At 64.2% G+C, this 12,216-nt stretch carries 11 protein-coding genes and 1 pseudogene; 3 read left to right on the top strand and 9 right to left on the bottom strand.

The annotated features are described in order from the left end of the window. Window positions 1-79, top strand: a pseudogene (locus ENZ75_RS34985) (carnitinyl-CoA dehydratase); the annotation flags it as partial. A 217-nt stretch (window positions 80-296) separates the two neighbouring features. After that, a complete protein-coding gene (locus tag ENZ75_RS06530; protein ID WP_063169796.1) occupies window positions 297-1,235 on the top strand; it encodes an alpha/beta hydrolase in 939 nt (312 codons plus the stop codon). 35 nt (window positions 1,236-1,270) lie between these two features. Here the strand turns inward: ENZ75_RS06530 and ENZ75_RS06525 are convergent, their stop codons facing one another. The 5 genes from ENZ75_RS06525 to ENZ75_RS06505 all read right to left on the bottom strand — a co-directional run bounded on the left by ENZ75_RS06525 (window position 1,271) and on the right by ENZ75_RS06505 (window position 6,427). Then, window positions 1,271-2,929 carry an FAD-binding dehydrogenase gene (locus ENZ75_RS06525; protein WP_063169795.1) on the bottom strand — a complete coding sequence of 553 codons (1,659 nt, stop codon included), beginning with the start codon at window positions 2,927-2,929 and terminating at the stop codon, window positions 1,271-1,273. Window positions 2,930-2,970: 41 nt separating this feature from the next. Then, window positions 2,971-3,957 carry a Gfo/Idh/MocA family oxidoreductase gene (locus tag ENZ75_RS06520; RefSeq protein ID WP_128277976.1) on the bottom strand — a complete coding sequence of 329 codons (987 nt, stop codon included), beginning with the start codon at window positions 3,955-3,957 and terminating at the stop codon, window positions 2,971-2,973. A gap of 68 nt (window positions 3,958-4,025) precedes the next feature. Then, window positions 4,026-4,601 (bottom strand): YceI family protein, encoded by a 576-nt coding sequence (locus tag ENZ75_RS06515; RefSeq protein ID WP_013528302.1) that lies wholly within the window; start codon window positions 4,599-4,601, stop codon window positions 4,026-4,028. A gap of 71 nt (window positions 4,602-4,672) precedes the next feature. Then, window positions 4,673-5,245, bottom strand: coding sequence for a cytochrome b (locus tag ENZ75_RS06510; RefSeq protein WP_063169793.1), 573 nt, complete (start codon window positions 5,243-5,245; stop codon window positions 4,673-4,675). A 291-nt stretch (window positions 5,246-5,536) separates the two neighbouring features. Further along, on the bottom strand, window positions 5,537-6,427 hold the full coding sequence (locus ENZ75_RS06505) for a LysR family transcriptional regulator (RefSeq protein ID WP_013528304.1): 891 nt from the start codon (window positions 6,425-6,427) through the stop codon (window positions 5,537-5,539). Between the two features lie 96 nt (window positions 6,428-6,523). Between ENZ75_RS06505 and ENZ75_RS06500 the strand changes: the two genes are divergently transcribed. Continuing rightward, the gene (locus ENZ75_RS06500; protein WP_063169792.1) at window positions 6,524-7,519 is read left to right on the top strand and encodes an aldo/keto reductase; all 996 of its coding nucleotides are present in this window, start codon (window positions 6,524-6,526) and stop codon (window positions 7,517-7,519) included. 110 nt (window positions 7,520-7,629) lie between these two features. On the opposite strand, the gene ENZ75_RS06495 is transcribed toward ENZ75_RS06500, so the two are convergent. Genes ENZ75_RS06495 through pheS form a run of 4 tightly spaced genes read right to left on the bottom strand, consistent with a single transcriptional unit; the run spans window position 7,630 to window position 12,194 of the window. After that, the gene (locus ENZ75_RS06495; RefSeq protein WP_063169791.1) at window positions 7,630-8,232 is read right to left on the bottom strand and encodes a nucleotidyltransferase family protein; all 603 of its coding nucleotides are present in this window, start codon (window positions 8,230-8,232) and stop codon (window positions 7,630-7,632) included. Between the two features lie 40 nt (window positions 8,233-8,272). Continuing rightward, entirely contained in the window at window positions 8,273-10,681 is a 2,409-nt protein-coding gene (gene pheT / locus ENZ75_RS06490; RefSeq protein WP_063169790.1) for a phenylalanine--tRNA ligase subunit beta, read from the bottom strand. Then, entirely contained in the window at window positions 10,678-11,100 is a 423-nt protein-coding gene (locus ENZ75_RS06485) for a GFA family protein (RefSeq protein WP_013528308.1), read from the bottom strand. Before ENZ75_RS06485 ends, pheT begins: the two co-directional genes overlap by 4 nt. After that, window positions 11,097-12,194 carry a phenylalanine--tRNA ligase subunit alpha gene (pheS, locus tag ENZ75_RS06480; protein WP_013528309.1) on the bottom strand — a complete coding sequence of 366 codons (1,098 nt, stop codon included), beginning with the start codon at window positions 12,192-12,194 and terminating at the stop codon, window positions 11,097-11,099. Before pheS ends, ENZ75_RS06485 begins: the two co-directional genes overlap by 4 nt. Window positions 12,195-12,216: the final 22 nt, after the last annotated feature.

The raw sequence follows: 12,216 nt of genomic DNA, 5'->3' as shown, positions 1-12,216 counted from the left end.
GCTCTATGGCTCCGAGGACAATATGGAGGGTTTTCGCGCTTTTGCGGAGAAGCGGGAGCCGGTGTGGAAGGGGAAGTGAGGATTGTTGCCGAAATGACGGCGCTTATCCCCCTCTGTCCTGCCGGACATCTCCCCCTCAAGGGGGGAGATTGGCAGCTTCGATCTCTGCACTCTTCTTGCGACGCCGAAGGTTGGCGAAAGCCTTCGCAACATCCGATCTCCCCCCTTGAGGGGGAGATGTCCGGCAGGACAGAGGGGGGCGCCCAGGCTCAGCCTTGGCCGCCTCTCCAGCACCCATGACCGACTACATCAAGCTCATCGACGCCGAGACCTGGGCCTTCATCGAGCGCACCAATTCCTATTACCCGCCCGATACGATCGACTACACGATCGTGCAGCAGCGCGAGATTTACGACCGCATGTGCCGGGAATTCTTTGCCGGCTACCCCGAGGGCGTCGCTGTCGAAACCTCCGCCATTGCAACGCCGACGCACGATATCCCGATCCGTATCTACCGAAGCCCACTTCAGGCAGGCGTGACGGTGCTCTATGTCCATGGCGGTGGCTTCATCCTTGGTGGGCTGGACAGCCATGACGATGTTTGCGCGGAGCTGTGCTCGCGCACAGGCTATGAGGTGGTCTCCGTAGATTACCGGCTGGCGCCGGAACATTTGCATCCAGCCGCCTTTGACGATGCCATGAGCGCCTTCGAATGGGCCGCCGCCAATCGCGATCATCCTATCGTGCTCTGCGGCGACAGCGCCGGCGGCAATCTCTGCGCCGCCGTCAGTCACGCCACGCGCGGCCATTCGAAAAGGCCGGTCGGCCAGGTGCTGATCTATCCCGGCCTCGGCGGAAACCGCTCGAAAGGCTCCTATGTCAAGCACGCCGAAGCGCCGATGCTGACCGTGCGCGATCTCGAATTCTACAAGCACATTCGCACTGGAGGGCAAGACCGTAGCGGCGATGCGACGCTGGCCCCGCTTGCCGACACCGATTTCTCCAACTTGCCGGAGACAGTGCTGATCACCGCCGAATGCGACCCGCTGTCATCGGATGGCGAGACCTATCGCGACCTGATCATCACGGCAGGTGGCCACGCGACGTGGTTCGAGGAGCCGGGATTGGTGCACGGCTATCTCAGAGCCCGGCACACGGTTGGCCGCGCCCGCACCAGCTTCACCCGGATCGTCGGTGCGGTGACCGCGCTTGGACAGGGCGACTGGCGCTGGTGATCGCGGCCAAACTCTGAGGACCAAGTGACGCCCCTTCACGCCACCGAGGCAGCCGCTGCCCGGCCGGCGCTGCGGCCGGAAAAGATGCAGCCGCCGAGGAAGGTGCCTTCGAGCGCCGCATAGCCATGCACGCCGCCGCCGCCGAAACCGGCGGCTTCGCCGACGGCATAGAGCCCGGCTACCGGCTGGCCATCTGCCCCCAGCACGCGGCTGTCGAGATCGGTCTGCAGGCCGCCCAGCGTCTTGCGGGTCAGGATGTTAAGCCGCACCGCGATCAGCGGGCCATTTGCCGGATCGAGCATCTTGTGCGGCTTGGCCGTGCGGATCAGCCGGTCGCCGAGATAGGCGCGCGCGCCGCGCAGAGCGGTGATCTGCATATCCTTGGAGAACAGGTTGTCGAGCTGCCTATCGCGGGCGTGGATCTCGCGCTCGACTTGAGCCACCTCAAGCAGCGCCTCGCCGCCGGCCAGCGCGTTCATGCGCGCGACCAGCGCCGGCAAATCGGCCTCGACGATGAAGTCCTCGCCCTTTTCCATGAACGCCTTGACGGGGCCCGGAATGCCCGATGTGGCGCGGCCGAGCACCTGGCGCCAGCTCTTGCCGGTCAGATCGGGGTTCTGCTCGGAGCCCGACAGCGCGAACTCCTTCTGGATGATCTTCTTGGTCAGGATGAACCAGGAGTAGTCGAAGCCGGTGCTCATGATGTGGGAGAGCGTGCCCAGAGTGTCGAAGCCGGGATAGAGCGGCACCGGCAGGCGCTTGCCGCGCGCATCGAGCCACAGCGATGATGGGCCGGGCAGGATGCGTATCGCATGGTCGGTCCAGATCGGCGCCCAGTTCTTGATGCCCTCGACATAGTGCCACATGCGGTCGCGGTTGATGATCGAGCCGCCGGCCCGTTCCGTGATCGCCAGCATGCGGCCGTCGACGTGGTCGGGCACGCCGGTGATCATGCGCTTGGGCGCCGCGCCCAGCCGCTGCGGCCAGTTTTCCCGTACAAGCTGATGGTTGGCGCCGATGCCGCCGGAAGCGACGATCACGGCTTGCGCGCGAAGCTCGAAATCTCCTGATATTTCGCGCGAACTCTTGTGGCCGCGCTCGGCGGTGCTCGGTTGCAGGATGTCGCCGCGCACCCCGTCGACAGTCGCACCCGTGCGGGTCAATTCATCGACCCGATGGCGGAATTTGAAACTGATCAGTCCGCGCTTCTGCGCCTCGCGCACGCGCTGTACGAAAGGTTCGAGAACGCCGGGGCCCGTGCCCCAGGTGATGTGGAAGCGCGGCACCGAATTGCCGTGGCCGATGGCATTGCCGCCGCCTCGCTCGGCCCAGCCGACCACGGGAAAGAATTTCAGGCCGCGCTGTATCAGCCAGGAGCGTTTTTCGCCGGCGGCAAAGCCGACATAGGCTTCCGCCCATTTGCGCGGCCAGAAATCCTCGGGCCGATCGAAAGCCGCGGTGCCCAGCCAGTCTTCCAGCGCCAGGTCATGCGAATCGCGGATGCGCATGCGCCGCTGCTCGGGCGAATCGACGAGGAAAAGGCCGCCGAACGACCAGAATGCCTGGCCGCCGAGCGACTGCTCCGGCTCCTGGTCGACGATGATGATTTTCTTGCCGGCCTCGGCAAGCTCGGCGGCGGCAACCAGCCCTGCAAGGCCGGCGCCGACAATGATCACGTCCGCATCGTCAGCCATTTTTCCTCCCAGAATTAGCCGGCTATTTCAATGCAAGGAATTCAGACGGTCTCCCAGCCTTCTTTGCCGCCGGCGCGGAAGATGGCGTCGATGACTTTCTGGTTGAGCACCGATTCCTCCAGCGTGAAGACGCGCTCCTTGCCGCCCTGTGCTGCACGCGCGAAGGTCTCGACCTCCAGCCGGTACTGCTGCGTGCCGGGAAAGCGGAAAACCTGCGCCTCGGTGTGGTTCTGGTTGTGCAGTTCGACGCGGTGGTGGTCGTAGAGCCCGGCATTGAAAGGCGAGAACAACTCGATGAAACCCTTCTCGCCGTGGAACACCATCACCTGGCGCGCCGCCATCTGCGTCGACAGATAGAACGACAGCTCGAAGTCACCGAAATCGGCACGGATCGAGGAGTAGATGTCGGTGCCGAATGTCTTGTCGCGCTCGATCGTCGCCTGCACGCGCAGCGGCTCCTTGCCGGTGGAAAAGCGCGTCGACACGGTCGGGTAAACGCCGATGTCGGGCAGCGCGCCGCCGCCGAGGTCGAGCTGGTTGCGCATGTTGCTGGGGTCGACGTTGTAGTAGGAGAACGCGCCCTGCACATGGCGCAGCCGGCCGATGGCGCCGCTGGCGATGAGCTCGCGCACCTTGATCCATTGCGGGTGGTAGATGACCATGAAGGCTTCGCAGACCAGCACCTTTTTCTGGTCGCGCAGCTTGATCAGCGGCAGGATGTCCTTGGCGTCGAGCGCCAGCGGCTTTTCGACCAGCACATGCTTGCCGGCTTCGATGGCCTTGGCCGACCACTCGACATGCTGCGAGGTCGGCAGCGGGATGTAGACGCCGTCTACTTCTCTCGAGGCGAGCAGTTCCTCATAGGAGCCGAAGGCATGGCGTGCACCGAAGCGGTCGGCCAGCGCCTTGGCCTTCGACAGGTCGCGGCTGGCGATCGCCGACAGCACGCCATTCTCCGCCTCGACCATCGCCGGCAACAAATGCTCGCGGCCGATCTTGGCCGTCGACAACACACCCCATCGGAACATCAGGTTTCTCCATCACGATTACAGGCGACGAGGTTTGCCCGAAATCGCCGGAAAAGCCAATGACGAGGTCAGCCCCTTTTGCCGGTCAGCGTCATGTCGAAGTCGACGATGTTGGAATAGATCGGCGTGCCGACATCCATGCCGTAGCGCGACCTCAGCACCTTGCCGGTGACATGGAATTTGATCATGCCGGCCTTGAGACCGCCGAGCTCGGCCGTGAATTTTTCCGGGAACGTCTTGCCGCGCGCCGTCAGCCGGCCGCTGACGAGAGCCGTGGTGTCGCTGGTTCGGGTCACGCTGGTAGAGCGGAACTGGATTTCCGGGCTGTTGGCGGCATCAAACACCGCGTCGGAGCGCAGGAAGGCATCGATACGGCCCTGGCCGGTGCCGACGCTTTCGGGAAAAATGGTGAAATTGACAGCTGAGCGCCCGACATCGCTGTTGTCGATGCGGATCGAGCCCTTGAAGCGGGCGAAGGTGCCATTGAGGCCGCCGCCGCCGACCTTGCCGATGGAGAAGCGGATGCTGGAGCTGGCCGGGCTGATCGAATAGCTGCCGGCGGCGTCACCCAGCGCGACGGCCGCAGAAACAGGCATGGCAAGGCAAGCGGCGACCGCCGCAAATCCGAGGATGCGCGTGTACATGGGGATGTTCCTTGTTGGAGGCAGCGCATTTCTTGCGCGCCCTCACTCCATGAACGAATGAACCGCTCGCTCTATTCCGAATCTGACGAAGGCGTGACCATGCGTGTGAGCACGCCATCCCTGAGCTGGAAATGATGCCGCAGCGCCGCCGCGACGTGGAGAGTCACAAGCGTCATGCCGGCATAGGCGAGATACCAATGTGCCGCCGCCCAGAAGCTCTCGGCACCATCCGATTCGGCCAACGGCAGGTTGGGCATGACGAACAGGTTGAACGGCAGGCTGGGGATCTCCAGCATCGAGACCGACACCAGCGCCCAGCCGGACAAGGGCAAGGCAAGCTGAAACGCGTAGAGCGCAAGATGGGCCAACGGTGCTGCCCGACGCTCCAGGGTTCCGACCGAGCGCGGCAGCGCCGGCGTTGCATTGCCAAGGCGCCAGGCGATGCGCAGCAACACAAGCCCGAGCAGCAGGAAGCCGAAAGATTTGTGCAGTTGGATCAGCTCGAAGGCGGTGCGCTGGCTGGTCAACCGCACCATGACGAAGCCGAGCCCGAACTGGCCGATGAAAATGAGCGCAATCAGCCAGTGGAGAAGGATCGCGCCCCAGCCATAGCGGGTGGCGCTGTTGGTGATCGATGTTTGCATGGGGAGTGAACGAATGTTGGTTCGGCTTTCTTCCAGCGCGCTTCACCCTCCCCCTTGTGGGGAGGGTCGCGCAGCAAATGCCGCGAAGCGGATTTTGCGAAGCGGGGTGGGGGTCTCGTAGGGCGCTACCCACCCCGTCCCTCAGCCGACCTACCGGGGCGAGCCGCCGATCTCGCCCGTCCTTCGGACTCCCATCAGGGCCCTCCGGAGGGTGATGAAAGGCGCGAGTTCGCCGAGCCTGGCTCCCTTCCTCTCCCTCCGGAGGGCCACAAGGGGAGGGGCGAGCCCGCTCTATCCACTCACCTTGAAGAAATCGACAAACGCCCGGAGCGCCGGGCGCATCTGCCGGCGGCTCGGATAGTAGACGAAGAAGCCGTCGAAGGAGGGGCACCAGTCCTCCAGCACACGGATCAGCCTGCCGTCGGCGAGCGGCGCGCGGACATAATCCTCAAAGACGAAGGCGAGCCCAGCGCCGTCGACCGCCGCCTGGGCGATCAAATGGTCCTCGTCGAGGATCAGCGGTCCCTCCACCGCCATCTCGATCGCCTCGCGGCCTCTCTCGAACTCCCAGCGGTAGAGGATGCCGCTGGAGAAGCGGAAGCGGATGCAGCGGTGGTCAGCCAGGTCGCGCGGGTGACGCGGCTTGGGGTTGACCTCGAAATAGACCGGGGCGCCGACCACCGCGCCGCGAAGGTCCGGCCCGATGCGCACCGCGATCATGTCGCGCTGCAGGCTCTCGCCTAGCCTGACGCCAGCATCGAAGCCCCCTTCCACCACGTCGGTGAAACGGTCCTCGATGACGATCTCCAGCACGATATCGGGATAGGCCGACGCAAAGGCGCCCAGCCGTGGCGTCAGCGCCAAATGGGCTGCGGTGCGCGGCACGGTCAGGCGCAGATTGCCGGCCGGCCGGTCGCGTGTCTCGATTGCCGTCTCCAGCGCCAGATCGATCTCCGACAGCGCCGGTCGCAGCCGTTCCAGCAACTGCGCACCTTCTTCGGTCGGCGCGACGCTGCGTGTGCTGCGCGCCAGCAGCCGAACGCCAAGCCGCGCCTCTAGGCTGGACACCGCATGGCTGACCGCCGAAGGCGCGATGGCCAATTCCCTGGCCGCGCCGCGAAAGCTGCCGCATTGGGCAACGGTTGCCAGCACGGCCAGTTGGGAAAGATGCGCGCGATTCATTGATCTATCTTTTAGAACAGCCCGTGCAAATGAGAGCCGATTATCGAACACAAGGCAAGGCGCTATTTCTGCCGCATCGCAACAAGGAGACGCGTTATGCAAACCCGCAAGCTAGGAACTGAATTGAACGTCTATCCCGTCGGCCTCGGCTGCATGGGCATGAGCTTCGCCTATGGCGGCCAGGCGGAAGCCGACGCAATCGCCACGCTGCACCGCGCCATCGATATCGGCGTCAATTTCTTCGACACGGCGGAGGTCTATGGCCCGTTCGAGAACGAGATCCTGCTCGGCAAAGCGCTGAAGTCCGCGCGTGACAAGGTGACGATCGCGACAAAATTCGGCTTCAGGATTTTGGAGGAAGGTACAGGCCTCGACCGCATGGCCGGCGTCGACAGCCGCCCCGAGCACGTCAAGGCGGTCGCCGAGGCGTCGCTGAAGCGGCTCGGCACGGATGTGATCGACCTCTACTACCAGCACCGTGTCGACCCCAACGTGCCGATCGAGGACACGGTCGGTGCCATGGCCGAGCTGGTGCGCGAGGGCAAGGTGCGCGCGCTCGGCCTGTCGGAGGCGAGTGCGGCGACCATCCGCCGGGCCCATGCCGTGCATCCAATTGCCGCCGTGCAGAGCGAATATTCGCTGTGGAGCCGCGACCCGGAAGACGAGGTGTTCGCCGTCTGCCGCGAGCTCGGCATCGGTTTTGTTCCCTACAGCCCGCTCGGCCGGGGCTTGCTGACCGGCACGATCGCCAAGCCAGAGGCCTTGAGCGATGACGACTGGCGCCGCGGCCTGCCGCGCTTCCAGGCCGATGCCATGGCCGCCAACGCCGCTGTCATCGCGACGCTGGAAAAGCTGGCAGCTGAAAAGGGGGTAACTTCGGCCCAACTGGCGCTGGCCTGGGTGCTGCACCAGGGCGATTTCATCGTGCCGATCCCCGGCGCAAGAAGGATACGCCATCTGGAGCAGAATGCGGCGGCTGCCGGGATCGCGCTGAGCGCGGTCGAGGTGCAGGCGATTGGTGACGCGCTGTCGCCCGACAAGGTGGTCGGTAGGCGCTATGCGGAGAAGGAGCTGACGCTGGTGAATGGTTGAAAACTGGTGAGTAATCGGAAGGGGCGCCGCGCGCCCCTTTTTCGTACGCAGCGCGGTGCAGAAGATGGGGACGCTGACGTGAAGCGCCCCCCTCTGCCCTGCCGACATTTTTACCAAGGCTCGACACTAATCTCCGGCCAGTTCTCCCTTGCACGCTTACCCTTCGCCTCATGCGTGCGCTGATTGTCCATCACCCGGTTCGGCGTGATGCGAAACGAGAAAATGTCGTCAAGACCAAACGGTGCCACGATCTCGAGCTGCCCGTCAGCGTCGTATCGAACCCCGACGGCGTGCGTCTTCGAGGCAAAATGGCTGACGGATTCGCTGGCGCTCGAATAGCGCGGGCACGGCCGTCCGAACTTCTGCGGATACCACAGATGCACCCGCGCCTGGTTGCGCACCTCGACCGGCAACGCCAGCCCCTCGAAATGCTTCTCCGCCCGGCGGATCACCGCGTCCTCGGCCTCATAGGACAGGTCGCTGTCATCGAAGTAGAAAAGATCAACATCCCTGATGCCGTAGCCCGACGGTTTGCCGGTCAGGTGGTTCCAGATGCTGTTGTAGAGAGCGCCGGATACCACCAGCCAGTCCGGCAGGTCGAGCGTGCGAGCCCGCGCCACCGCGTCGCATAACAGCGGGTCGGCAGACACGATGGCGAGAAACGCCGCGCGCTGTTCTTCAAGGGGAAGGCCGGAATACCGCAGATGGTCCATCGCCCTTTGGAGGGCGATTCGCCATCTGCTCGCAAGTTTTTTAGCCCCGCAGAACGCCCCCGGTCTGCTTGCCGACATTCTCGATGATGCGCTTGGCCAGTGCCTCGAAATCCTCGTCGGTGAGCGTCTTTTCGACCGGCTGGATCGACACTTCGATGGCAATCGATTTTTTGCCCTCGCCCAGCGAAGCGCCTTCGAAAATATCGAAGACCGAGACGGCGGTGATGAGCTTCTTGTCGGCGGCGAGCGCTGCGCGCACCAGCGTGCCGGCCTCGACCGACTTGTCGACGACGAAAGCGAAATCGCGCTTGACCGCCTGGAAGGGCGACAGTTCCAGTTTCGGCTTGGTTTTCGTCGGCTTGGCCTTCGGTTCAGGCACGCCATCGACGAAGACCTCGAAGCCGCACAGCGGGCCGGAAACATCGAGGCCCTCCAGCGTCTTCGGATGGAATTCACCGAAAGTGCCGAGTACGGTTTTCGGGCCGAGCTTGATCGTGCCGGAACGGCCGGGATGATACCAGGCCGGGCCGCGGGCCTCGATCTGCAGCCGGTCGACAGGCGCACCGCAGGCTTCAAGTGCGGCGATCGCATCGGCCTTGGCGTCGAACACGCCGACTGGACCGGAATTGCCGGCCCAGTTGCGGCCGGAACCGTCGAGCTTGGCGGTGCCGCGGCGCACGCCGGCGGCGACGCGCCGCTGCTGGTCGGCGCCGTCGCCCTCATAGGTACCCGACACTTCGAACAGCGCCACGTCGCCAATACCCTTGTCGGCATTGCGCTGGGCAGCCGCGATCAGCCCCGGCAGCAGCGAGGGCCGCATGTCGGACATATCGGCGGCGATCGGGTTGGCAAGCTTCAGCGCGGTCTGGCCGCCGCCGAACAGCTCGGCATGCTTGGCCGGAATGAACGACCAGGTAACGGCTTCCATCATGCCGCGCACGGCAAGCGCGCGCTTGGCCGTGCGGGTACGGACCTGCAGCGTGGTGAGGATCTTTGCATTGACCGCGTCATGCGCACCGAGCGGCTGCGGCGCGATGTTGTCGACACCGTGGATGCGCATGACCTCCTCGACCAGGTCTGCCTTGCCATCGACGTCGGGGCGCCAGGACGGCACGGCGACATCGACGACATCGCCCGAGCCCTCCGGCTTGAAGCCGAGGCGCGACAGGATGTCGAGGCTTTCCGCGCTGGGAACCTCGATGCCGGTCAGCCGCTTCACTTCCGAAAGCGGGAAGGAAACGATCTTCGGCGTGTGACCGGCATAACCGACGACCTCCATTTCGGTCGGCGTGCCGCCGCAGAAATCGAGCACCAGTTTCGTCGCCAGTTCGACGCCCGGAACCATGAATTCGGGGTCGACGCCGCGCTCGAAACGGTAGCGCGCGTCGGTAATGATGCCGAGCGTGCGGCCGGTGCGCGCCGTGGTGATCGGATCCCAAAGGGCGGATTCGATCAGCACATCTGAGGTGTTCTCGTCGCAGCCCGAATGCTCGCCGCCCATGACGCCGGCGATCGACTCGACGCCGTTGTCATCTGCGATGACGCACATTTCCGGCGTCAGCGTGTATTCGCGGCCGTCGAGCGCCTGCACCTTTTCACCATCGCGCGCGCGGCGCACGACGAGATTGCCGGCAACCTTGCTGGCGTCGAACACATGCAGCGGGCGGCCGCGGTCGAAGGTGACGTAGTTGGTGATGTCGACCAGTGCGCTGATGGGTCTCAGCCCAATGGCGATCAGCCGCTGCTGCAGCCATTTTGGCGAGGGTCCATTCTTGACGCCCTTGACCAAGTTGAGCGCGAAGCCGGGGCAAAGCTCCGGCGCTTCGATCGTCACCTTGATCGGACACATGCCATTGCCGACATGCGGCATGATGGCGCCGCCGACGAGGCGGCCAAGCCCGCTCGCCGCCAGATCCCTGGCGATGCCGTAGACGCTGGTGGCATCCGGCCGGTTCGGCGTCAAGTTGATCTCGATGACCGGATCGTCGATGTGCGCATAGGCGGCGAAGCTGGTGCCGACCGGCGCATCCTCAGGCAGGTCGATGATGCCATTGTGTTCGTCGGACAGCTCCAGCTCGCGCTCGGAACACATCATGCCGTGGCTTTCGACGCCCCTGATCTTGCCGACCGTCAGCGTTACGTCGATGCCGGGCACATAGGTGCCGGGCGCGGCAAAGGCGCCGATCAGGCCCGCGCGAGCGTTTGGCGCGCCGCAAACGACCTGCACCGGAGGCTTGCCGTCGCCGGTGTCGACGGTCAGCACGCGCAGCCGGTCGGCATCGGGATGCTGAACCGCCGTCAGCACCCTGGCGATGACGAATGGTTTCAGGCTCGACTTGTCGTCGACATGCTCGACTTCGAGACCGATCGAAGTCAGCCGCTCGACGATCTCGTCGAGCGTGGCGTCGGTCTCGAGGTGGTCCTTGAGCCAGGAGAGGGTGAATTTCATGGGACTGTTCCGTCTGGTCTTTTGACGCTTGATTTCAGATGTCTCGGCAGGTCGTCGGACATATGCAGGAAGGCAAGCTGCTCGCCGATATAGGCATGCAGCGTCGGCTGGAAATCGGCCGGCATGTCCATGGCGCCGAGCATGAAGTAGATGTCTTCTTCCAGCCGCTCGTCGACATAGGCGATGGGTGAGCCGCAGGTGCCGCAGAAAGAGCGCGTCACCGGGCCGTTCTCATACATCTTCAGCGCCTTGCCGGTGAACGCGACCTGATCGACCAGGAAGCCGACAAAGGCCGACACCGGCGCGCCGCTGGCCCGCCGGCAATCGCCGCAATGGCAGTAGCTGACGTGATGCGGTTCGGCAGAGGCCTCGAACCGCACGGCGCCGCAGCGGCAGCCGCCGGCATAGGGCGCTGTCATGCGCTCAGGCCTCCGAACAAAGTCGGCATGTCGAGCGGCCGGAAGCCGTAGTGCGACAGCCAGCGCACGTCTGCATCGAAGAAGGCGCGCAGGTCCGGCATGCCGTATTTCAGCATGGCGATGCGGTCTATGCCCATGCCCCAGGCAAAGCCCTGATATTCGTCCGGATCGAGACCGCCATGGCGCAGCACATTGGGATGCACCATGCCGCAGCCGAGGATCTCCATCCAGTCGGAGCCTTCGCCGAAGCGCACCTCGCCGGGCCGCGAGCGATCGCACTGGATGTCCACCTCGAGGCTTGGCTCGGTGAACGGGAAGAAGGACGGCCGGAAGCGCATCTTAACCTGCGGCACCTCGAAGAAGGCCTTGCAGAACTCCTCCAGCACCCACTTCATGTTGGCGACGTTGGCTGTCTTGTCGATCACCAGCCCCTCGACCTGATGGAACATCGGCGAGTGGGTGGCGTCCGAATCCTGCCGGTACGTCTTGCCAGGAATGACGATGCGGATCGGCGGCTTCTTCGTTTCCATGGTGCGGATCTGCACCGGCGAAGTGTGCGTGCGCAAAAGCTTGCGCTCGCCCTTCTCGTCCGGCTGGAAGAAGAAGGTGTCGTGCATCTCGCGCGCCGGGTGGCCTTCGGGAAAATTCAGCGCGGTGAAATTGTAATAGTCGGTCTCGATATCGGGACCTTCCGCGATGGAGAAACCGAGATCGCCGAAGATCGCGGCAATCTCGTCGATGACTTGGCTGATCGGATGGATACGGCCGCGCTCGGCCGGCGACTGCCGCACCGGCAACGTCACGTCGACCTTTTCGGCGGCGAGGCGGGCGGTGATCGCCACATCCTTGAGCTCAGCCTTGCGGGCAGTCAGCGCGTCGGTGACGCGGTTCTTGAGGCCGTTGATGGCCGGGCCTTTGATCTGGCGCTCCTCGGCGGTCATGGCGCCAAGTGTCTTCAGCATCTCGGACACGCTGCCCTTCTTACCGAAAGCAGCGATGCGCACGGCCTCGATGGCCGGCTCATCGGCGGCCGAGGCGATCTCGGCCAGAAGTGAGTTTTCAAGCGTATCCAGGCCAGTGGTTGCGTCGTTCACGGTCAAACTCGCTGCGTTGGGA

It is taken from the genome of Mesorhizobium sp. M7A.F.Ca.CA.002.04.1.1 (assembly GCF_004022805.1).
GTDB lineage: Bacteria > Pseudomonadota > Alphaproteobacteria > Rhizobiales > Rhizobiaceae > Mesorhizobium > Mesorhizobium ciceri.
This window is presented reverse-complemented; position numbering and strand designations above follow the sequence as displayed.